Genomic DNA, 21,561 nt, shown 5'->3' with positions numbered 1-21,561 from the left:
TGCTGAACACTGTGTCAATTCGCCGGCTGCTGAGCGCCGTCTGCGGGCGCCGCCGGTGCGTCTTCCGCCGGGGCTTGCTCGCCGGCCGGCGGATTGGCGCCCTCGGTACCTTGTGCCTGCGGCTGCAGCTTATCACGGATGCTTTCCGGTATCATCTGGGCAAATTGCTCCGGCAGAACCGCCTTCAGCTTCACGACCATCGAATCCAGGAACGGCTTCGACTTGGCTTCATTGACCCAGGCCGGGCGGTGGTCGACATCGACAAGCCAGTTCCAGAAGGCGACGGCGACGACCAGGAGCAGCACGCCGCGCGCGGCGCCGAACAGGAAGCCCAGCGTGCGGTCGAGCGCGCCGATGCGGCTGTCGATGATGAAATCGGCGATCTTCATCGTGATGAAGGAAATGACGATGAGCGCGATGAGGAAGACGACTGCTGCCGAGCCGACGATCGCGATACGGTCGTCATCGGTGTATTTCTTCGCGTAGGGCAACAGATAGGGGTAGAGGTAGTAGGCGGCGGCGGCAGAGCCGCCCCAGCTTGCGATCGAGAGGATCTCGCGCGAGAAGCCGCGGACCATCGCCAGCACGGCGGAGAAGAGCACGACGCCGATGACAATACCGTCGAAAATCGTAATGGGCATGTAAATTCAACTCCAGGACTGCCGCTTGGCGGCCGTGTCGCGCCTTATCGTGTGCCTCCTATATCATCACCAATCTTGGCAATGAAAGGATCAAACCTCGTCTTCCACACGCAGCGCCCCCTTCGAGCCGGCGATGCGCGCGACCAGATCCGGCAGGCTTTCCACCTCGCTCCAGCGCCCGCCCGAATTCTTCGGCAGTTCGGCGGAGGCGGACGGAAGCAATGCTGCGGAAAAACCCAGCTTCTCGGCTTCCTTGAGGCGCTGGGCGGTGTGCGCAACCGGCCGGATGGCGCCCGACAGGCTGACTTCGCCGAAATAGACGCAATCGGCAGGAAGGGCAATACCGGCAAGCGAGGAAACCAGCGCCGAGGCGACGGCGAGATCCGCCGCCGGTTCGGAGATGCGGTAACCGCCGGCGACGTTGAGATAGACGTCGTGCTGGCCGAGCCTGACGCCGCAATGGGCTTCGAGTACGGCCAGAATCATCGACAGCCGGGCCGAATCCCAGCCGACGACGGCGCGCCGCGGCGTGCCGAGCGAGGTCGGCGCCACCAGCGCCTGCACTTCGACGAGCACGGGACGCGTGCCCTCCATGCCGGCAAAGACGGCCGCACCCGGCGATTTTTCGTTGCGCTCGCCGAGAAAGAGTTCGGATGGGTTGGCGACTTCGCGCAAACCTCTGTCGGACATTTCGAAGACGCCGATCTCGTCGGTCGGGCCGAAGCGGTTCTTGACCGTGCGCAGGATGCGGTAGTGATGGCCGCGATCGCCTTCGAAATAGAGCACGGCATCGACCATGTGCTCGACCACGCGCGGGCCGGCGATCTGCCCGTCCTTGGTCACATGCCCGACGAGCACCATGGCCGCACCCGTCTGCTTGGCGAAACGGATCATCGACTGTACGCCGGTGCGCACCTGCGTCACCGTTCCTGGCGCGGATTCGGCCAGTTCGCTCCACAGCGTCTGGATGGAATCGATGATGACGAGGTCCGGTCTTTTGCCTTCGGCAAGCGTCGCCAGAATATCCTCTACATTGGTTTCGGCTGCCAGCATCACGTCGGTATCGGCCGCGGCAAGACGCTGCGCCCTGAGGCGGACCTGCGCCACCGCTTCTTCGCCGGAGACGTAAATGATCTTGTGGCCGCGCCGCGCAAGCGCGGCAGCCGCCTGCATCAGCAGCGTCGACTTGCCGATGCCCGGATCGCCGCCGATCAGCACCGCCGAACCTCGCACGAAGCCACCGCCGAGTGCCCGGTCGAGTTCCGACATGGCGGTATGAATGCGCGGAGCCTCCTCGATCTCGCCGGAGAGTGCGGTCAGCGCGACAGGGCGGCCCTTCTTCGGCGTCTTGCCGGGGCCGGAGCCGATCCCGCCCATTGGATCTTCTTCGACGATTGTGTTCCACTCGCCGCAACCATCGCATTTGCCGGCCCAGCGGTTATGGACCGCGCCGCAATTCTGGCAGATGAACTGTGTCCTGGCCTTCGCCATCAATCGCTCTTTCAGTCGAGTTATCAAGATGAAGCGTCGCGTGCTTCATCGAATCATTGTCGTGCTTGAGATAATGGCTATCGCGACGGATCAAAACTAATGATTTCCCCATCAGTGGTCGCCGTGCCTATGTTTCCCGCTCTGCTTATCCAGGATGGTGGAAGATGTTCGATTATTCGCTGACTCATTGGCTTGCATTTCTGTCGGCGGCGGTTTTGCTCAACCTCTCGCCAGGCCCCGACATCGCCTTCATCCTCGGCCACACGATGCGCGGCGGGAAGCGCGCCGGCTTCTCCGCGCTGTTCGGCGTTTGGTCGGGTGCCTGCCTGCATGTTCTGATAGCGGCGCTCGGCCTGTCCGCCGTGCTCGCCGCCTCGGCTTTCGCTTTCTCCACGGTCAAATGGATCGGAGCTGCCTATCTCGTCTGGTTAGGCATCCAGGCTTTGCGCGCCGGTGGCGGCAGCGGCCTGATGAAGGCAGCGGATGAAAAACTGCCGGCGGCAAGGATCTATCGGCAGGGAACCCTGGTGTCGCTGCTCAATCCGAAAGTGGCGATATTCTTCTTGGCGTTCCTGCCGCAATTCGTCGTCGAAGGGGCAGGGCCCACCTGGGCTCAGCTCATGCTGCATGGCGGGCTCATCATCGCCGTCGCGGCCTTCATCGAACCGCCGCTCGTCCTTCTCGGCGGGCGCCTTGCAGATGCGTTGAGGCACAACGAAAAAATCGGACGGTGGCTCGATCGCGGTCTCGGTGCGCTTTTCGTGGCGCTCGGCGTCCGTCTCGCGCTCAGCAGCCGCTGACAGCAAGCTCTACTCCTCGGCCACATAGCGCCGTTCGTGGCGCAGCCCCATGCTGGTCAGGATCTCGTATCCGATGGTGCCTGCTGCCCGCGCCACCTCGTCGAGCGACATGTTCTTTCCGAACAGCTCGACATAATCGCCGGCGCGTACGGCATTGTCCGGCAGGTCGGTGATGTCGAAGATCGTCAGATCCATGGTGATCCGGCCCGCGACGGGCACCTTGTGTCCGGCGATGAAGCCTTGCCCGCCCTGCGGCACGGCCTGGCGCAGGGGCACGCCGCCGCTCGACTGGCTGCGCAGATAGCCGTCGGCATAACCGGCCGAGATGATCGCCAGCCGGCTGTCGCGGTGAAGCTGCAGCGCCCGCCCGTAGCTGACGGTCTCGCCGGCTTCGACCGTCCGTACCTGGATGACGCGTGCTTCCGCGGTGGCGACCGGGCGCATCGGGTTCGCCATGCCGCTGACCGCTTCGCCTCCATAGAGCGAGATGCCGGGACGGGTCAGGTCGAAGTGATAGTCTTCGCCGAGAAAAATTCCGGCGGAGGCGGCAAGACTTGAATCGATGCCTTCATAGGCCGCGCTAACCCTGCGGAATGATTCGAGCTGGCGCCGGTTCATCGCATGGCCGGGATCGTCGCCGCAGGCGAGGTGGCTCATGACGAGCACCGGCGCAAAGCTTGCCGGCCGCGAGACGTCGTCGGCAAGCGCCAGCGCATCGTCGATGTGCAGCCCCAGCCGGTTGAAGCCTGTATCGACATGCAGCGCGCAAGGGTAATCGCCATAATCGGCAAGCACAGCCATCCAGAAGGCAAGCTGCTCGTCGGAGGAGATCACCGGCACCAGATCGTTCTCGAAGAAGCGCCGTTCGGTGCCCGGCCATATGCCCGAGAGCACGAAGATGCGCGCCTCGGGCGCATAGAGGCGAAGCGTTACCCCTTCATCGACGGTCGCGACGAAAAAATCCCGGGCGCCCGCGAGGTAGAGCGCTTCGCCGGCATCCTCGATGCCCATGCCGTAGGCGTCCGCCTTGACGACGGCTGCGGCGCGCGCAGCGCCGGAGCGCCGCGCCATGTCGCGCCAGTTCTCGGTGAGCGCAGTCAGATCGACGGTCAGCCGCAGGCCCGCGGAAGCGAAAAGATCGTCATCTTCGAAGGGGATGGGAAAATCTGTCATGAATCGCCGTGAAGTAATGAAAGGAAATCGCTTTAGCCAGTCTAGTTTAAAGAGCATGATCGCCAAGGGAAAGCGCAGGCGGTGACATAACACCCTTTGCCTGCCCCACGATCACTTTTGTTCAAGACGCGTGCGCGCTTCCGCGATAATCTTGGTGGATGCAGAACGTATCGCAAAAAGAGGCGGCCGAAGCCATGCCGCTTGCGAACGTGGAATCGGCCCGCTTCTGGCGGGATAGCCGCTTCCGCGACATGGAGTGTTTGAGCGCCACCTTCCTGACGCATGAATATGCGCCGCATGCGCATGATACCTTCAGCATCGGCGCGATAGAAAGCGGTAGCCAGATCGCCACTCTGAGCGGCAGGCGGGAAGAAACCGGCCCGGGCGACCTTTATCTCATCGATCCCGGTGTGATCCATGACGGCGCTCCTGGCGGCGAGGGCTATCGCTACCGGATGATCTATCCCGACATGAAGCTGTTCGTTGATATCCTCGAAGATGTCACCGGCAAGGCCTTTCATGCGACGCCGTCTTTCCCCGGCGGGCTTCCGCGCGATCCACAGCTTGCCAATGCCTTTCACGCCGCCCATCGAACGCTCGAGAGCGGCGCCGGCGCGCTGGAGTCCGATGAGGGAATGTTTTCGGTGCTGGCGGCGATCTTTGCGCGCCACGGCAGCGCGATCATCGTTCCCGTCGATACGAAGGAACGAAGCGCGGTCGCCCGCGCCCGCGAATACCTCGTCGAGAACTTCGACAGCGACGTCGGCCTCGAGGAACTGGCTGGCGTGGCGGGTCTGAGCCGCGCCCACCTCATCCGCGCCTTCCGCAAGGAATATCACATCACCCCCCACGCTTTTCTGACGGACCGGCGCGTGCAGGTGGCCCGCCGGCTGCTGCGGCAGGGACGCATGCCGGCCGATATCGCGCTCGAATGCGGTTTTGCCGATCAGGCGCATTTCACCCGGCACTTCAAGGCGCGCACGGGTGTGACGCCCGGCCAATTCCGCACGGGCTGATCACTTTCGTTCAATACAGCCATGGCCGCCTGGGTTAACCCTCCGCGATCTTGATCAGGAGGTTGCCATGTTGCAGCACAGCCGGCCATCCGGCGAATTTCTTGCCGGAATGCGCGCCATTTTTCCGCTTGTTGTCGCCGTCTTGCCGATCGGACTCGTTTTCGGCGCGGTCGCGGCCACCAAGGGGCTTTCGCCGCTGGAAACGGCGCTGATGAGCGCGCTTGTCTTTGCAGGCGGTTCGCAATTCGTGGCCATGGATATCTGGACGCATCCGGCAAGGTGGATCGGCGTCGGCTTCGCAACCCTCTTGGTCAATATCCGCCATGTGCTGATGAGCGCGTCGATCGGCACGAAGATGCAGTCTTTCTCCGGCGTCAAACGTTATGCCGCCATGCTCTTCCTCGCCGACGAGCTCTGGGCCATGGCGGAATTCCGCGCCGGCAGCATGCGGCTGACGCCGGCCTGGTATGCCGGCATCGTCGCGCCTTTCTACCTCACCTGGGTCGGCTCTTCGCTGGCGGGCGCACTGCTCGGCGCCTTTCTCGGCAATCCAGCGGTCACCGGCCTCGACTTCGCCTTTCCGGCCGTCTTCATCGTGCTCGTCATGGGTTTCTGGAAAGGGCCGGAAACCGGCGCCGTCCTTGCTGCGAGCGGCGCCGCATCCGTCGCGGTCCATCACTTCGTGCCGGGGGTCTGGTACATCGCCGCCGGCGCTCTGGCCGGGCTGGCAACGGCGCTCTGGCAGGGCAGGGCACGGGAGCAGGCGGCATGACGCTCGACCTCAACACCATGATCGCCATCCTCGCGATGGCCGCCGCAACGGTCTTCACCCGCATCAGCGGCCTCGTCCTGATCCGTCATGTCGAGATGGATGAACGGCGCAGAACGGCGATCGAGGCCATCCCGCCAGCCGTGCTGATGGCGGTCATTGCCCCGACCGCTTTTGCGGCCGGGTGGGCAGAGACCTTGGCTTGCGCGGCAACGGCGATCGCCGCGCGCCGTCTCCCCATGCTTGTCAGCGTCGCAATTGGCGTCGCAACGGTTGCCTTGTTACGGGTCGCCGGGTTCTAAGGAAATCGACGCGGGAACCGCGTCAATGTTCCTCGTACTGTATGAAGGAAGGATCGGCGAGATCGGCGAAACGGGTGAACTCCGCCTGGAAGGCGAGCTTCACCGTGCCGGTCGGCCCGTGACGCTGCTTGGCGATGATGACGTCGGCCGTGCCCTTCACCTTGTCGAACAGCGCTTCCCATTCCGGATATTTCGGATCGTGGGGATCACGCGGCTCCTGGTTCTTGACGTAATATTCCTCGCGGAACACGAAGAGCACGACGTCGGCGTCCTGTTCGATCGAGCCGGATTCGCGAAGGTCGGAAAGCTGCGGGCGCTTGTCATCGCGGCTTTCGACCTGGCGGGATAGCTGAGACAGCGCGATGATCGGGACGTTGAGTTCCTTGCCGAGCGCCTTCAGGCCGGTGGTGATCTGGGTGATTTCCTGGACGCGGTTGTCGCTCGATTTGCCCGAGCCGGTCATCAGCTGCACGTAGTCGACCACGAGCACGTCGAGGCCGCGCTGACGCTTGAGGCGGCGCGCGCGCGCCGAAAGCTGGGCGATCGAGATACCGCCCGTCTGGTCGATATAGAGCGGCACCTTCTGCATCATCATCGAACAGGCGACGAGCTTTTCGAAATCCGCATCGTTGATGTCGCCGCGGCGGATCTTCGAGGAGGAGACTTCCGTCTGCTCGGAGATGATACGGGTAGCGAGCTGTTCAGACGACATTTCGAGCGAATAGAAGCCGACGACGCCGCCGTTCTTGGCCTTCATGCTGCCGTCCGACTGCACCTCACCCTCATAGGCGGCGGCGATGTTATAGGCGATGTTGGTTGCGAGCGAGGTCTTGCCCATACCGGGGCGCCCGGCCAGGATGATCAAGTCCGAACGCTGCAGGCCGCCCATCTTGGCATCCAGTGAATGGATGCCGGTGGAGATGCCCGAGAGCCCGCCGTCGCGTTCCTTGGCGACGGCCGCCATGTCGATGGCGAGCGCCACGGCATCGTTGAAGGACTGGAAGCCGCCGTCGTAGCGGCCGTTTTCGGCGAGTTCGAAGAGACGGCGTTCGGTATCTTCGATCTGCGACTGCGGCGGCATGTCGAGCGGCGCGTCATAAGCGATGTTGACGACGTCCTCGCCGATGGTGATCAGCGCCCGGCGCAGCGCGAGATCATAGATCGCCCGGCCATAGTCCTCGGCATTGATGACGGTGACCGCGTTGCTGACGAGGCTTGCCAGATATTGCGAGACGGTCATGTCGCCGACCTTCTCGTCGGCTTTCAGGAAGGTCTTGATCGTCACCGGATTGGCGATCTTGCCCATGCGGATGATGTCGCCGGCAACCTCGAAGATCTTCCGATGCAGCGGCTCGTAGAGATGGATCGGCTTGAGGAAATCCGACACTCGGTAATAGGCGTCGTTGTTCATCAGGATGGCACCCAGAAGCGCCTGCTCGGCTTCGATGTTGTTGGGTGCTTCGCGATAGTGCTGCTCCGAAGGAGCAACGGCTGCAATCTTTCGAGCGGCGTCGTTCATCATCATCCGTTCTGTCTTTTTCCAACTCCGGATTTGCAATTCCGGATGGAGAAATCAAGAGGCTGCGATCGGAGCGGGGCTGGTCTCGCCTAAATCCTGAACGCCTGTGCCCATTGTTCGACTTCTCCACAGTCCGGGGTGCCACAAACGCCACAAAAGAGAAATACTGGCAGTGTCACCCTGAGGACACGGTACGGAGCCGACTCAGCTCATCCGTTCCGGAGAAGGAGATGTTAGCGCCATGACATCGGGCACGCAGCAAAAACATCGAGACAATCCCCTGGTAAAAAATGATCCAGCGGCTGCCTGAGCACCAAACGAACGGAAACGAAAAAGCCCGGCGCGGTGGCCGGGCTTCCCTCACGCGGATCGCTCCGGCGATATTATGCTTCGTCTTCGTCGACGCCATCGGCTTCCGGATCGAAGAAGTCTTCCGGACGCAGCGCGTCTTCGTCAACGCCGTAGATCGCGTCAACCGAGGTGAGTTCTTCGCCCTTGGCCTGGCGTTCTGCCTCTTCGGCGGAACGGGCAACGTTCAGCTCGACGTTGATTTCGACTTCGGCATGCAGCTGCAGCTCGACCTTGTGCAGGCCGATCGACTTGATCGGCGTGTTGAGGTGAACCTGGTTGCGGCCGATGTTGAAGCCTTCGGCGGCGAGAATCTCGACGACGTCACGGGCAGCGACCGAGCCGTAGAGCTGGCCGGTTTCGCCGGCCGAACGCACAACGATGAAGGACTTGCCGTCGAGAACGTCGGCGACCTTCTGGGCTTCCGACTTGCGCTCGAGGTTGCGGGCTTCGAGCGTCGCGCGCTCGGCTTCGAAGCGGGTCTTGTTGGCGGCGTTGGCGCGCAGCGCCTTGCCGAGCGGCAGCAGGTAGTTACGGGCAAAGCCGTCGCGAACCTTTACGGTTTCGCCCATCTGGCCGAGCTTGGAGATGCGTTCGAGAAGGATGACTTCCATTTTCTTTTCCTTTCTTGTGTCTCAGATTTTCGTATCGGATTGTTTGGGGGCATCGGCATCTTTCGTCGGCGTCAGCGCGATCGCCTTGCGCGTATCGCTAAGACCCACGACCAGGATGAGGAGAGCGGGCAGAAGCATGAGCATCGAAGCCAGGTAGCAGAGGATGAGGGCCGGTATGCGCCAGTCCTTCCCACGCGTGCGGAAATGCAGCGAGGCGAAGCCGGAGAGCATGAAACCGGCGCCGAAGGCACCGATCACGGTCGCCCCGAGCAGCGCCGGGATGCCGCCGAAGAAGCAGGCCGCAAGCCCGGCCAGGAAGATGAAGATCGAATTGCGGTTCATGCGCAGCGATGAGGGAATGTCCTCGCGCGGACGAAGACCCCGGCCTGATGCCGCGACGATGCGCACGGCGAAATAATAGGCTGCGAACAGCATGCTGACCCACATGCCGCCTTGCACCGCCGGCAGCATCAGCAGGATCAGCGATTTGGTCTGCGCGGTCGCCGTCGGATCGGGCATGAATTCCGGTTGCTGCTGTTTGACCGAGGTGATCAGCAGATCGACGATCGGATCGGTGACCTCGGGCCCATAGCCGATCATCACGCCGATGACGATGACGGCCATCGTCACCAGGCCGCAGAGATGCAGCAGGATATCGGAGAGCGGGTACCAGGCAAGCAGATGGTCAGGGCCGCCGAGCTCGGAGGCGGGACGTGCGAGATTGGCGAGATGGCTGAGCCAGCCGGCCGGCAGCAGCGTCACCAGCGTCATGATGAGCGCGAAGGAGGGGGAGATCATGACCGCGCCGAGTGCGGCTGCGGTGACGACGGCCGAAATCGCGGCGGCATTGCCCCAGCCGAGCCCGACGATAAGGATCGGAAGCGCCGAGGCCGTGTAGAGGATCGCGCTGAAAAACGACGGCTGCATGCTCGCGCCCAGCACCAGCAGGGCGGCGGTCAATCCGGCGAGTGCGCCGATCAGCAGCGTTCTAAGGTTCGGTCGTTTCAAGGTCGCTGTCCTGCTTCATCAAGCAGTTAGAGGTGTTGCTGAATCGAATTCAGAAACGTCTCAACATGGGTTTTAAGAATTCCGATCCACGCCCATCGCGGAAGGGAGAAGGGAAGGCACGAATGCCTTCCCTCGATTGTGATAGCGTCAGCCGATCAGGCGACGACGTAGGGCAGCAGGCCGAGGAAACGGGCGCGCTTGATCGCCTGGGCGAGTTCGCGCTGCTTCTTCTGGGAAACGGCCGTGATGCGGGACGGAACGATCTTGCCGCGCTCGGAAATGTAGCGCTGCAGCAGGCGTACGTCCTTGTAGTCGATCCGCGGTGCGTTTGCGCCGGAGAACGGGCAGGTCTTGCGGCGGCGATGGAACGGGCGGCGGACCGGTGCGGAGGAAGCTTCAGACATTCTTATATCTCCTTATGCACGGTCTTCGCGGGGAGCGCGATCCGGACGCGGGCCACGCTGGAAGTCGCCGTCACGGCGCGGCGGACGGTCGCCGAATTCGCGGCGCGGGCCACGATCGCCGCCTTCACGCGGGCCGCGGTCGTCGCGGTCGCGCTTCTGCAGCATGGCAGACGGGCCTTCTTCGTGCTTTTCGACGGCGATAGTCATGTAGCGAAGAACGTCTTCGCTGATGCGCATCTGGCGTTCCATTTCCTGGATCGCAGCCGGCGGTGCATCGATGTCCATCAGCGCGTAGTGCGCCTTGCGGTTCTTCTTGATGCGATAGGTGAGGGACTTGAGGCCCCAGTTCTCGATGCGCCCGACCTTACCGCCGTTAGCTTCGATCACGCCCTTGTACTGTTCTACGAGGGCATCGACCTGCTGAGCGGAAATATCCTGCCGGGCAAGGAATACATGTTCATAAAGAGCCATGACAGCTTTGCCTTTCTTGCGTTTGGTTCAACCCGATATTCGGCGGCTAAGCCTCAACGACTGCTCCTGATTGGGCGGACCCAGGCAAGAAAAGCGTTTCCGAGACGGTCGAGAGCGGAGACACGGGAGGCTGGAACGCTTCCGTTCCGAACGATTTCCACGAGGAAACCGGCCCTCCGTTCAGCCACCAGCCAGAAGACCGGGTTAACGAACAGGGCGGCTTATACGGATTTTTCAGCTAAAGGCAACCCCAATCGGACAGTCGAGTCCGACGGAGACCAATCGGCGGCGCCGGGCTTCGTCATCACAGCGTCAGCGGATACTGTCGGTGAACCTTGGCGATTTCCGCCAGCACCTCGTCCGACAGCCTCACCTCGGCCGCGCCGATATCGACCTTCAACTGCTCCATGGAGGTCGCTCCGATGATGGCCGAGGCCATGAAGGGCCTGGACAGGCAGAAGGCGAGCGCCATTGCCGCCGGGTCGAGCCCGTATCGGGCTGCGATCTCCAAGTAGGCCTTGGTCGCCGGCTCCTGCAGCGGCTGCAGGCGGCCGCCGATATCGTGGTTGATCGAGCCGCGCGAGCCCTTCGGCCTGACGCCGCCGACATATTTGCCGATGAGGATGCCGCCGGCGAGCGGCGAATAGGCGAGCAGACCGACATCCTCATGATGCGAGAGTTCGGCGAGGTCGAGATCGAAATGGCGGTAGAGCAGATTGTATTCGTTCTGGACGCTGGCGACGCGCGGCAGGCCCTTCTGTTCTGCGAGCGTCAGATATTTCTGGATGCCCCAGGTGGTTTCGTTGGAAAGGCCGATTGCGCGGATCTTGCCTTCATTGACCAGCGCGCCGAGCGTTTCCAGGATGTCGAGCATGTTGGCGACGGCCTGTTCGCGGTCCTGGTTGAAGGGATTGTAGCCCCAGTTCTGGCGGAAGTGGAAATGGCCGCGGTTCGGCCAGTGGATCTGATAGAGATCGACGTAATCGGTCCTCAGCCGCTTCAGGCTGGCCTCCAGGGCCAGGCGGATGTTCTTTGAATCCGCGCCTTCGCCGCCGCGCAAGTAATCGCGACCGCGGCCGGCGACCTTGGTGGCGAGGACGATATCGCTGCGCTTACCTGATTTGCTGAACCAGCTGCCGATATAGTCTTCGGTCCAGCCCTGTGTTTCCGCCGAGACCGGGGTGGTCGGATAAAGCTCGGCGGTATCGAAGAAATTGACGCCCTTCTCGACGGCATAATCCATCTGCGCATGAGCGTCGGTTTCGCTATTCTGCGAACCCCACGTCATGGTGCCGAGGCAAATTTCTGAAACGGCGATGCCGGTGCGGCCGAGCGAATTATAGTTCATGGGAAAAACCTTGGGAGCGATCTTGAGGTGGAAGCCTTGGGAAGTGCCCGCGCAAATCTAGGCCGGATTTGACGGAGCGCAAGAGCAAAACCGGGCTTTTGTGCCGGTGCGAAAGGCTTTGCAGAGAGCGGGCCGCCACTTGACTCTCCGGGAAAGAATGTCAATTGGAGGCAAAATAGCCTCGAGGGGCGCAACCAGGGATACGAGAATGACCATCGCTTTCACTTTTCCCGGCCAGGGCAGCCAGGCCGTCGGCATGGGCAAGGATCTCGCCGAGAATTTCGCGGAAGCGCGCGCCGTTTTCCAAGAGGTCGACGAGGCGCTCGGTGAAAAGCTTTCGGACGTCATGTTCAACGGTCCCGAGGACACGTTGACCTTGACGGCGAATGCCCAGCCGGCCCTGATGGCCGTGTCGATCGCCGTCGTCCGCATTCTCGAGGCCAAGGGACTGGATCTGAAGTCCAAGGTCGCCTATGTCGCCGGCCACTCGCTCGGCGAATATTCCGCACTCTGTGCTGCCGGCACTTTTTCTCTCGCCGACACCGCGCGGCTGCTGCGCATCCGCGGCAATGCCATGCAGGCGGCCGTTCCCGTCGGCGTCGGCGCCATGGCCGCGATCATCGGCCTCGAACATGCCGACGTCGTTGCCGTCTGCGAGGCGGCCGCAGCCACCGGCGCCTGCCAGATCGCCAACGACAATGGCGGCGGCCAGATCGTCATCTCGGGTGAAAAAGCGGCCGTCGAAAAGGCGGCCGGCCATGCGACCGAGAAGGGCGCCAAGCGCGCCATCCTGCTGCCGGTTTCCGCTCCCTTCCATTCCAAGCTGATGGCGCCCGCCGCCGACGCCATGCGCGAGGCCTTGGCAACGGTTGCCAAATCCGACCCCGTCGTCCCGCTGATCGCCAATGTCCGCGCAGCCCCCGTCACGGGCGCCGACGAGATCGCGAGTCTCTTGGTCGAGCAGGTGACCGGTCAGGTCCGCTGGCGTGAGACGGTGGAATGGTTCGCCGGCAACGGCGTCACGACGCTTTATGAACTCGGCTCCGGCAAGGTGCTGACCGGTCTTGCCCGCCGCATCGACAAAACGATCAACGGCGTCTCGGTCAATGGTCCTGCCGACATCGATGCGGCCGTCGCCGCCCTCATGGCCTGATTGCTATCTCCAGACAATAAGGAACGTTTCCATGTTCGATCTTTCCGGCCGCAAGGCTCTCGTCACCGGCGCATCGGGCGGTATCGGCGAAGAAATCGTCCGCCTTCTTCATAAGCAGGGGGCGATCGTCGGCCTCCACGGCACCCGCGTCGAGAAGCTGGAAGCGCTGGCAGCCGAGCTCGGCGAGCGCGTCAAGATCTTCCCGGCCAACCTGTCGGACCGCGACGAGGTCAAGGCGCTCGGCCAGAAGGCGGAAGCCGATCTCGAAGGCGTCGATATTCTGGTCAACAATGCCGGCATCACCAAGGACGGTCTCTTCGTGCGCATGAGCGACGAGGACTGGGACGCCGTTCTCGAAGTAAACCTGACCGCGACCTTCCGCCTGACGCGCGAATTAACGCATCCGATGATGCGCCGCCGCTATGGCCGCATCATCAACATCACCTCCGTCGTCGGCGTCACCGGCAATCCAGGCCAGGCCAATTACTGCGCCTCCAAGGCCGGCATGATCGGCTTCACCAAATCGCTGGCGCAGGAGATCGCCACCCGCAACGTGACGGTCAATTGCGTCGCGCCCGGCTTCATCGAAAGCGCCATGACCGGCAAGCTGAACGACAAGCAGAAGGAAGCGATCATGGGGGCGATCCCGATGCGGCGCATGGGTACGGGCGGCGAAGTCGCTTCCGCCGTCGCCTATCTCGCCTCCTCGGAGGCCGCTTACATGACTGGCCAGACGCTGCATGTAAACGGTGGCATGGCGATGATCTGAAACGACAAACCATCGCCACGGGAATAATTCCCGCAATAGCATGTTGAGCAATCACGAAGCGTTGATTTTCTGGCTTTGCGGCAGACATAAAGCATGTTAAGCGGGCCATGACTGTGAACAGTCGTCCCGAGAAAGCAGACGGACCGGCGGGCTTTTCGCAAGCCTGGGACATCTCTGAAGCCGGGTAAACGAGTTTGCCGAGGATGTCTGAAAACATCGCAGGCTGAAACAGGTAGGGATGCCGTAACGGCATGCCGATCAGGACATAAGGTCGAGGAAACCGACATGAGCGATATCGCAGAACGCGTAAAGAAAATTGTTATTGATCATCTTGGCGTCGATGCCGACAAGGTCGTCGAGAGCGCCAGCTTTATCGACGATCTGGGCGCTGACTCGCTCGACACTGTCGAACTTGTCATGGCTTTCGAAGAAGAATTCGGCGTTGAAATTCCCGACGACGCCGCTGACTCGATCCTGACGGTCGGCGATGCTGTGAAGTTTATTGAGAAGGCCCAGGCCTGATCCAGTGCATTTGAGAAAGGGCGGGCCGGGAGTCCGCCCTTTTCTTATCGGCATATTTCTCCATAGAACATAAGAGACGGGGGAAAGCACGCGATGAGACGTGTCGTCATAACCGGTACCGGCATGGTATCACCCTTGGGATGCGGAACAGAGGTCACGTGGTCGCGCTTGCTTGCCGGCCAGAACGGCGCCCGTCTGGTCACCGAATTCGAGGTTGACGACCTTCCCGCCAAGATCGCTTGCCGTATCCCGCTCGGTGACGGTGCCGACGGCACCTTCAATGTCGATCAGTGGATGGAGCCGAAGGAGCAGCGCAAGGTCGATCCCTTCATCATCTACGGCATGGCCGCCGCCGACATGGCGCTTGCCGATGCCGACTGGCATCCCCAGACCGACGAGGACCAGATCGCCACCGGCGTGCTGATCGGCTCCGGCATCGGCGGCATCGAAGGCATCGTCGAGGCGGGCTACACCCTGCGCGACAAGGGCCCGCGCCGCATCTCCCCCTTCTTTATTCCCGGCCGGTTGATCAACCTCGTTTCAGGCCAAGTGTCGATCCGCCACAAGCTGCGCGGACCCAATCATTCGGTCGTTACCGCCTGCTCGACGGGCGCGCATGCGATCGGCGATGCCGCGCGGCTGATCGCGCTTGGCGATGCCGACGTCATGGTCGCCGGCGGCACGGAATCTCCCGTCAGCCGCATTTCGTTGGCAGGCTTTGCCGCCTGCAAGGCGCTGTCGACCCAGCACAATGACGATCCGCAGAAGGCTTCGCGCCCCTATGACCGCGACCGCGACGGCTTCGTCATGGGCGAGGGCGCCGGCATCGTCGTGCTCGAGGAGCTGGAGCACGCCAAGGCGCGCGGCGCGAAGATTTACGCCGAAGTCGTCGGCTACGGCCTGTCGGGCGATGCCTATCACATCACCGCGCCGTCCGAAGACGGCGAGGGTGCCGGCCGCTGCATGGCGATGGCGCTGAAGCGCGCCGGGCTGACGCCGGCCGACATCGACTACATCAACGCCCACGGCACATCGACCATGGCCGACACGATCGAACTCGGCGCCGTCGAGCGGCTGGTCGGCAACGCAGCGTCGAAGATCTCCATGTCCTCGACCAAGTCGGCGACGGGCCACCTTCTCGGCGCGGCCGGCGCCATCGAGACGATCTTCGCCACGCTCGCCATCCGCGACAATGTCGCGCCGCCGACGCTTAATCTCGACAATCCCGAACGCGAGACGGCGATCGATCTTGTTCCGCACAAGGCGCGTGAGCGAGAAATCAACGTGGCGCTGTCCAATTCGTTCGGATTTGGCGGCACGAACGCATCGCTCGTGCTGCGCCGTTACGCCTAGCGGATACCCACGGGTATCCCGACGCCGTCGATAAGGCCGTCCTGCACGCGCATGGCAGGGCGTGCGAAAGCACAGCAGTGACCGGCGTCATTGAGCGGCGGTAGACCTGCTTTTGCCGCATTGCTTCGCGAAATAGCGAAGTGAAGGCCAAGTTTTAGAGGATTGCCGGTGAGCGATACGACGAACCAGAGCAACGATACCCCGCAGGGCGAGAACGGCCGGCAAGCGCAGAAGGGACCGATCATCCCCAAATCGCCGAACGAGGCCCTGCGCCCGGAGCGCGTTCCGGAGCCGCCGAAGCGGTCCAAGAATGCCCGCAGCCAGGTTGTTCTTTTCCTGAACTTCATTATGACGATGGCAGTCCTGGTCTGCATCGTTGCCGTCATCGGCTTCTACTACGCCAAATCGACCTATCAGAGCCCCGGTCCGCTGCAGACCAACACCAATTTCATCGTTCGCAACGGCGCTGGCCTGGCCGAAATCGCCTCGAACCTCGAGCGCAACGCCATCATCACCGATGCCCGCATCTTCCGTTATCTCACAGCCACGCATCTGTCGGCCGGAGAGAGCCTGAAGGCCGGAGAATATGAGATCAAGGCGAAGGCTTCCATGAGCGATATCATGGAGCTTTTGAAATCGGGCAAGTCCATCCTTTATTCCGTATCCTTCCCCGAGGGCCTGACGGTCCGCCAGATGTTCGACCGCATGCTGGCCGATCCGGTGCTGGAAGGCGACTTACCGGCCGCGCTGCCGGCCGAGGGCAGCCTGCGTCCGGATACCTACAAATTCTCGCGCGGCACCAAGCGTTCGGAGATCATCCAGCAGATGGCGGCGGCACAGCAAAAGCTCGTCGACCAGATCTGGGATAAGCGTGACGCGTCGCTATCTCTACGGTCCAAAGAAGAATTCGTGACGCTCGCTTCGATCGTCGAAAAGGAAACCGGCGTTCCCGACGAGCGCGCCCATGTCGCCTCCGTCTTCCTCAACCGGCTGGGCAAGGGCATGCGCCTGCAGTCCGACCCGACTATCATCTACGGCCTCTTCGGCGGCGAGGGAAAACCTGCCGACCGGCCGATCTACCAGTCGGACCTGAAGCGGGACACGCCCTACAATACCTATGTCATCAAGGGCTTGCCGCCGACGCCGATCGCCAATCCCGGCAAGGATGCGCTGGAAGCCGTCGCCAATCCCTGGAAGACGCAGGATCTCTATTTCGTTGCCGACGGCACTGGCGGCCACGTCTTCGCGGCCACGCTCGAGGAGCATAACGCCAACGTCAAACGCTGGCGTAAGCTCGAGGCCGACAAGGGTTCGGATCCGAACATAGCGGTTGACGGCCAGCCGGAGGAGCCGCCGGCAGATAATGGCGCGGCCGTCGTTCCGCCGAAGAAAAAGAAAATCAACTGACAGATTTCGGGAGGCTCGCATGGCTCTGCAGTCCATGACCGGTTTTGCGCGGCGCGAGGGAACGAGCGGTCGCTGGCGCTGGGCATGGGAGCTGCGCTCGGTCAACGGCAAGGGCCTTGACCTGCGCTTGCGCCTGCCGCCCGGGCTTGAACGGATGGAGGCGGAGGTTCGCCGCCTTGCCGGCGAAAGCTTCAGCCGCGGCAACCTGCAGGCATCGCTGTCGGTCACCGCTGACGAGAACCGTTTCGAGGCGGTGCTGAACAGGCAAGCGCTTGCCGCCGTGCTTGCCATGCGCGAGCAATTGGAAGGCATGATCGACCCCGCGCCGCTGAAGCTCGACACGCTGCTTCTCGTGCGCGGCATCGTGGAATTCCGCGAAGGCGAGGATAGCGAGGAGGCGCTCGCCACCCGTGACGCCGATATCGCCGCCGGTCTGCTGGCCGCTCTTTCCGATCTGAGGGCAATGCGCGAACAGGAGGGATCGGCGCTCGTCCGCATTCTTCTCGACCATGTCGCCACGATCGAAGGCTTGACGCGTGTGATCGAGAGCGATCCCTCGCGCTCGCCGCAGGAGATCGCGGCGCGGCTTACCGCACAGGTGACTTTGTTGATGGACGGCATGGCTGCCCTCGACCGCGACAGGCTACACGCCGAAGCCGCGCTGTTGGCAACCAAGGCGGATCTGCGCGAGGAGATTGATCGGCTCAAGGCGCATATTGCCGCTGCACGCGATCTTCTGGTGAAAGGCGGCCCCGCCGGCCGCCGGCTGGACTTCCTTGCACAGGAATTTAACCGCGAATCGAATACCATCTGTTCGAAGTCGAATGCTTCGGCGGTCACCGCCGCCGGCATCGAGCTGAAAGTCGTGATCGACCAGTTCCGCGAGCAGGTCCAGAATTTGGAGTAGGACATGAAACCGGCGAAATCCTCGCCCGTCCAGATCGCCCGCCGCGGTCTGATGCTTGTTATCTCGTCGCCGTCGGGCGCCGGCAAGTCCACCATCGCGCGCACGCTGCTGGAGCAGGACAGGCAAATCGGCCTCTCCGTCAGCGTCACCACGCGCCAGCGCCGCCCGAGCGAAGTCGAGGATGTGCATTACCACTTCAAGAGCGTGCGCGAGTTCGAGCGGCTGCGCGATAGCGATGCGCTGCTCGAATGGGCCGAGGTGCATGGCAATTTCTACGGCACGCCGCGCGAGCCGGTGGAGCAAGCCATGGCCGAGGGCCGCGACATGCTCTTCGACATCGATTGGCAGGGCGCCCAGCAATTGCAGGAGAAGATGTCGGCCGACGTCGTCTCTATCTTCGTGCTGCCGCCGACCATGACCGAGCTGCAGTCGCGGTTGCACCGCCGCGCCGAGGATTCGGAAGAGGTCATCCAGACGCGGCTGGCCAACAGTCGCGCCGAGATCGCCCACTGGCGCGAATATGACTACGTCATCGTCAACGACGACCTCAACGCCGCCTTCGATGCCGTTCAGTCGATCGTCAAGGCTGAGCGCCTGCGCCGCGACCGCCGCCATGGCATGTTCGATTTCGTCCGTGGATTGCTGGAAGAGACGCCGTCGCTTTAAAGGGAATTCGCAAGCAGGCAGAATTCCTCGACGGACAAGGTCTCCGCCCGGCGCGCCGGGTCGATCCCTGCCTTGACGAGCAGGCTCTCGCCGCCGAGCGGCTTCAAGCTTTGACGCAGCATCTTGCGGCGCTGGCCGAAGGCGGCTTGCGTCACCTTTTCCAGATTGCCGACAGCGCAGGGAATAGGGTTTTCCCGGGGAAGCAACTGCACGACGGTCGACGTTACCTTCGGCGGCGGCGTAAAGGCTTGCGGCGGAACATCGAAGGCCATGCGAGCTTCCGTCCGCCAGCCGCAGAGAACGCCAAGACGGCCGTAATGATCGTCATCCTCACTGGCAACGATACGCTCGCCGACTTCCTTCTGAAACATCAGCGTCAGCGACTGCCAGAACGGCGGCCAGGCCTTCGGCAGCAGCCAGTTGACCAGCAGCTGCGTGCCGACATTATAGGGCAGGTTGGCAATGATCTTGACCGGACCTTCCGGCGCCAGGGCCTCGAAATCGGTCTTGAGCGCGTCGCCTTCGATCACCTCCAGCCGGCCGGGATAATGACCGGCGATTTCGGCGAGCGCCGGCAGGCAGCGCGCGTCGCGTTCGACGGCGATCACCTTCTTGGCGCCGAGCGCCAGGATCGCGCGCGTCAGCCCGCCGGGGCCGGGGCCGACCTCGAAGACGGTGGCTTCCTCGAGAGGACCGGCCGTGCGGGCGATCTTCTGGGTGAGGTTGAGGTCGAGCAGGAAGTTCTGGCCGAGCGCCTTGCGCGCATCGAGGCCATGACGCTGGATAACGTCGCGAAGCGGCGGCAGACCGTCAAGTGCTGCCATCAGTGGCGGCTTTCCATGCTGCGGCCGAGCTGCGCGGCAAGCTTCAGCGCCACGACGAGGCTCTGCTCGCGTGCCAAGCCTTTGCCGGCGATGCCGAAAGCGGTGCCGTGGTCCGGCGAGGTGCGGACGAAGGGAAGCCCGAGCGTCACGTTGACGCTGTCGTCGAAGCCGAGTGTCTTGGCCGGGATCAGTGCCTGATCGTGATACATGCAGACGGCGACGTCGTATCGCGCCCGCGCCTCGTCATGGAACATCGTATCGGCGGGCAGGGGGCCGATCGCATCGATGCCCTCGTCGCGAAGGCGCTCGATTGCCGGACGGATGATGGTCTCATCCTCCTTGCCCATTGCCCCGCCTTCGCCGGCATGCGGGTTGAGACCGGCAACGGCAAGCCGCGGCGCCTCGATGCCGAAGCGCTGCCTCAGGTCTTCATGGGCGATGCGGCAGGTTTCCATGATCAGTTCGCTCGTCAGCGCCTGCGGCACGTCCCGAACCGGAATGTGGATGGTGACGGGAATAGCCTTGAGCTTCGGTCCTGATAACATCATCACAGGCGTGACCGGCCGGCCTGTCGCCTTCGCGGCGAGATCCGCCAGAAACTCGGTATGACCGGGAAAGCGGAAGCCTGCTTCATAGAGCACACTTTTGGAGATCGGGTTGGTGACGACGCCAAGCGCCTCGCCATCGATCACCAGTGATACGGCTTTCTCGATCGCCGCGATCGTGCCTTTCGCCGTTGCCTCGTGCGGCTCGCCGGCCACCACCTCGATGCCGGCCGGCACAGTCATGACGGGCAGTGCATCGGCAAAGATACCGGCAGCCTCGCTGGCGCCATCGCTCTCGCGGATCGAAACCGTCAGATTGAGCTGGCGGGCTCTTAACGCCAGGACATCGGGGTCGCCGATCAGGAAGAAAGGCGGCAACCCGAGTTCACGCCGCCGGAGCCACGCCATCAGGGTGATGTCCGGCCCGATGCCGGCGGGATCGCCCTGAGTGAGCGCAAGCGGTCGTGAGAACGGTATTGCCATCGTCTGTCAGCGATAGGCGATCTGCGCCTTCTTGCGCAGTTCTTCCAGGTATTTCTTGGCGTTCTCGTTTTCCGGCGGACCGCTCTTGTCGGCCTTGGATTTGTCGAGATCTTCCTGGCGGAAGACCATTTCGGCGGCCTGGTCGTCGGAAACCTGACGCTGACTGCAGATTGCCAGGTATTCTACCCCCTTGTCGGTGACGCGGGTGCCTGTGGTGTTGCCCTTGGCCTGTTCGACCAGCGGCTTCCAATCCGGCGGGATCTCCGGGGCGAGCATGCGGCCGAGGTCGCGCACGGAAACGTCGCGCATCGTCGCGGCAAAAACCTTTGACTGGTCGCAGCCGGGGAATTTCGAGCGCGATGCCTCCGCCTCGCTCTTGCGCTTGCCGGTGATGGCGCCGCGCTTGGCTTGCGGAACGACGAAGATGATCTGCTGCAGCATATATTCCGTCGTCACCGGCTTCTGCTTGTTGTTCTGCATCATCCGGGACACGAGGTCGTAATTCGACAGCCGAGACGTTGAACCGTAGCGCGCATTGACGACGCGCGGCCAGCTCATCTGCACGGCAATGAAACCCTTGAAATGGTCGACACCGACGCCGGCGCGATCGAGGATCTGCGACATCTGCTCGACGGAAAGCTTGTTGCCGCTCGAGAAGCGCGCGAACGAGGCATCGACGTCCTGCTGCGAAACCGACATACGAACGCGGGCGACCTCCTGCCGCTTGAGCGTCTCGTCGATCAGTTGCTCTTCGGCAGTCTTGGCGTCCGCCTTCGTATGCTGCAGCCGCAAGAAGGCCTGGCGCTTGGCGACGTCGCCGCTGGTGATGGCGGTGCCGTTCACCACGGCTTTGACTTCGCTTGCGGCAAATGCCGGAGCCGCAAAGCCAGCCAGCGTAATCGTTGCCCCCGTGATGAAGGCTGTTATGGCTTTTTTCGCGTCAATCATCTGTTGACCTCCCGATGGCGCCGCGAGACGTGTTCGCGGCGTTCTTACCACAGTGCGAGACAAGCGGAAATCGCTTCCAT

At 62.7% G+C, this 21,561-nt stretch carries 23 protein-coding genes; 11 read left to right on the top strand and 12 right to left on the bottom strand.

The window, feature by feature from the left end:
* Nucleotides 1–14 precede the first annotated feature (14 nt).
* Nucleotides 15–641 (bottom strand): CvpA family protein, encoded by a 627-nt coding sequence (locus tag ATY77_RS15545; RefSeq protein ID WP_088688007.1) that lies wholly within the window; start codon nucleotides 639–641, stop codon nucleotides 15–17.
* 90 nt (nucleotides 642–731) lie between these two features.
* On the bottom strand, nucleotides 732–2,132 hold the full coding sequence (radA, locus tag ATY77_RS15540; protein ID WP_088688006.1) for a DNA repair protein RadA: 1,401 nt from the start codon (nucleotides 2,130–2,132) through the stop codon (nucleotides 732–734).
* A gap of 164 nt (nucleotides 2,133–2,296) precedes the next feature.
* Here radA and ATY77_RS15535 point away from each other — a divergent pair, with 164 nt between their 5' ends.
* Entirely contained in the window at nucleotides 2,297–2,932 is a 636-nt protein-coding gene (locus ATY77_RS15535; protein WP_088688005.1) for a LysE family translocator, read from the top strand.
* Between the two features lie 9 nt (nucleotides 2,933–2,941).
* On the opposite strand, the gene alr is transcribed toward ATY77_RS15535, so the two are convergent.
* Entirely contained in the window at nucleotides 2,942–4,105 is a 1,164-nt protein-coding gene (gene alr / locus ATY77_RS15530) for an alanine racemase (protein WP_088688004.1), read from the bottom strand.
* A gap of 194 nt (nucleotides 4,106–4,299) precedes the next feature.
* On the opposite strand from alr, the gene ATY77_RS15525 reads away from it, so the two are divergent.
* From ATY77_RS15525 to ATY77_RS15515, 3 genes are all read left to right on the top strand, one after another.
* Nucleotides 4,300–5,121, top strand: a complete 822-nt coding sequence (locus tag ATY77_RS15525) for an AraC family transcriptional regulator (protein WP_088677355.1) — start codon at nucleotides 4,300–4,302, stop codon at nucleotides 5,119–5,121.
* 67 nt (nucleotides 5,122–5,188) lie between these two features.
* Nucleotides 5,189–5,893 carry an AzlC family ABC transporter permease gene (locus ATY77_RS15520; RefSeq protein WP_088688003.1) on the top strand — a complete coding sequence of 235 codons (705 nt, stop codon included), beginning with the start codon at nucleotides 5,189–5,191 and terminating at the stop codon, nucleotides 5,891–5,893.
* Nucleotides 5,890–6,192 carry an AzlD domain-containing protein gene (locus ATY77_RS15515; RefSeq protein WP_088688002.1) on the top strand — a complete coding sequence of 101 codons (303 nt, stop codon included), beginning with the start codon at nucleotides 5,890–5,892 and terminating at the stop codon, nucleotides 6,190–6,192. Before ATY77_RS15520 ends, ATY77_RS15515 begins: the two co-directional genes overlap by 4 nt.
* A gap of 22 nt (nucleotides 6,193–6,214) precedes the next feature.
* Here the strand turns inward: ATY77_RS15515 and ATY77_RS15510 are convergent, their stop codons facing one another.
* From ATY77_RS15510 to ATY77_RS15485, 6 genes are all read right to left on the bottom strand, one after another.
* A complete protein-coding gene (locus ATY77_RS15510) occupies nucleotides 6,215–7,711 on the bottom strand; it encodes a replicative DNA helicase (RefSeq protein WP_064692681.1) in 1,497 nt (498 codons plus the stop codon).
* Nucleotides 7,712–8,094: 383 nt separating this feature from the next.
* Nucleotides 8,095–8,673 (bottom strand): 50S ribosomal protein L9, encoded by a 579-nt coding sequence (gene rplI / locus ATY77_RS15505; protein WP_088677025.1) that lies wholly within the window; start codon nucleotides 8,671–8,673, stop codon nucleotides 8,095–8,097.
* A gap of 21 nt (nucleotides 8,674–8,694) precedes the next feature.
* Nucleotides 8,695–9,681 carry a DUF2232 domain-containing protein gene (locus ATY77_RS15500; protein ID WP_088688001.1) on the bottom strand — a complete coding sequence of 329 codons (987 nt, stop codon included), beginning with the start codon at nucleotides 9,679–9,681 and terminating at the stop codon, nucleotides 8,695–8,697.
* 155 nt (nucleotides 9,682–9,836) lie between these two features.
* Nucleotides 9,837–10,085 (bottom strand): 30S ribosomal protein S18, encoded by a 249-nt coding sequence (gene rpsR / locus ATY77_RS15495; protein WP_004680498.1) that lies wholly within the window; start codon nucleotides 10,083–10,085, stop codon nucleotides 9,837–9,839.
* A gap of 12 nt (nucleotides 10,086–10,097) precedes the next feature.
* Complete coding sequence (gene rpsF / locus ATY77_RS15490) at nucleotides 10,098–10,556, bottom strand: 30S ribosomal protein S6 (protein ID WP_011424774.1); 459 nt, start codon at nucleotides 10,554–10,556, stop codon at nucleotides 10,098–10,100.
* Nucleotides 10,557–10,860: 304 nt separating this feature from the next.
* Entirely contained in the window at nucleotides 10,861–11,904 is a 1,044-nt protein-coding gene (locus ATY77_RS15485) for an aldo/keto reductase (protein ID WP_088688000.1), read from the bottom strand.
* Between the two features lie 208 nt (nucleotides 11,905–12,112).
* Here ATY77_RS15485 and fabD point away from each other — a divergent pair, with 208 nt between their 5' ends.
* The 7 genes from fabD to gmk all read left to right on the top strand — a co-directional run bounded on the left by fabD (nucleotide 12,113) and on the right by gmk (nucleotide 18,681).
* Nucleotides 12,113–13,057 carry an ACP S-malonyltransferase gene (gene fabD / locus ATY77_RS15480; RefSeq protein ID WP_088687999.1) on the top strand — a complete coding sequence of 315 codons (945 nt, stop codon included), beginning with the start codon at nucleotides 12,113–12,115 and terminating at the stop codon, nucleotides 13,055–13,057.
* Nucleotides 13,058–13,088: 31 nt separating this feature from the next.
* Nucleotides 13,089–13,826, top strand: a complete 738-nt coding sequence (fabG, locus tag ATY77_RS15475; protein ID WP_088687998.1) for a 3-oxoacyl-[acyl-carrier-protein] reductase — start codon at nucleotides 13,089–13,091, stop codon at nucleotides 13,824–13,826.
* A gap of 285 nt (nucleotides 13,827–14,111) precedes the next feature.
* A complete protein-coding gene (locus ATY77_RS15470; RefSeq protein WP_003547058.1) occupies nucleotides 14,112–14,348 on the top strand; it encodes an acyl carrier protein in 237 nt (78 codons plus the stop codon).
* Between the two features lie 93 nt (nucleotides 14,349–14,441).
* Nucleotides 14,442–15,701, top strand: a complete 1,260-nt coding sequence (gene fabF / locus ATY77_RS15465) for a beta-ketoacyl-ACP synthase II (protein WP_088687997.1) — start codon at nucleotides 14,442–14,444, stop codon at nucleotides 15,699–15,701.
* A gap of 168 nt (nucleotides 15,702–15,869) precedes the next feature.
* The gene (gene mltG, locus ATY77_RS15460) at nucleotides 15,870–17,108 is read left to right on the top strand and encodes an endolytic transglycosylase MltG (RefSeq protein WP_088688238.1); all 1,239 of its coding nucleotides are present in this window, start codon (nucleotides 15,870–15,872) and stop codon (nucleotides 17,106–17,108) included.
* 19 nt (nucleotides 17,109–17,127) lie between these two features.
* Nucleotides 17,128–18,015, top strand: coding sequence for a YicC/YloC family endoribonuclease (locus ATY77_RS15455; RefSeq protein ID WP_088677031.1), 888 nt, complete (start codon nucleotides 17,128–17,130; stop codon nucleotides 18,013–18,015).
* A gap of 3 nt (nucleotides 18,016–18,018) precedes the next feature.
* Entirely contained in the window at nucleotides 18,019–18,681 is a 663-nt protein-coding gene (gmk, locus tag ATY77_RS15450) for a guanylate kinase (protein WP_064682104.1), read from the top strand.
* On the opposite strand, the gene rsmA is transcribed toward gmk, so the two are convergent.
* From rsmA to ATY77_RS15435, 3 genes are read right to left on the bottom strand one after another with little or no spacing between them, the layout of a single operon-like run.
* A complete protein-coding gene (gene rsmA, locus ATY77_RS15445) occupies nucleotides 18,678–19,505 on the bottom strand; it encodes a 16S rRNA (adenine(1518)-N(6)/adenine(1519)-N(6))-dimethyltransferase RsmA (protein ID WP_088687996.1) in 828 nt (275 codons plus the stop codon). The genes gmk and rsmA overlap by 4 nt on opposite strands.
* Nucleotides 19,505–20,533 (bottom strand): 4-hydroxythreonine-4-phosphate dehydrogenase PdxA, encoded by a 1,029-nt coding sequence (gene pdxA, locus ATY77_RS15440; protein WP_088687995.1) that lies wholly within the window; start codon nucleotides 20,531–20,533, stop codon nucleotides 19,505–19,507. The genes rsmA and pdxA overlap by 1 nt, the downstream gene beginning before the upstream one ends.
* A gap of 6 nt (nucleotides 20,534–20,539) precedes the next feature.
* Nucleotides 20,540–21,481 carry a peptidylprolyl isomerase gene (locus tag ATY77_RS15435; protein ID WP_088677034.1) on the bottom strand — a complete coding sequence of 314 codons (942 nt, stop codon included), beginning with the start codon at nucleotides 21,479–21,481 and terminating at the stop codon, nucleotides 20,540–20,542.
* Between the last annotated feature and the right edge of the window lie 80 nt (nucleotides 21,482–21,561).

Source organism: Rhizobium sp. R634, assembly GCF_002211305.1.
Lineage (GTDB): Bacteria > Pseudomonadota > Alphaproteobacteria > Rhizobiales > Rhizobiaceae > Rhizobium.
Note: the sequence above shows the minus strand (reverse complement) of the source record. Positions and strands in the feature narration are given on the sequence as shown.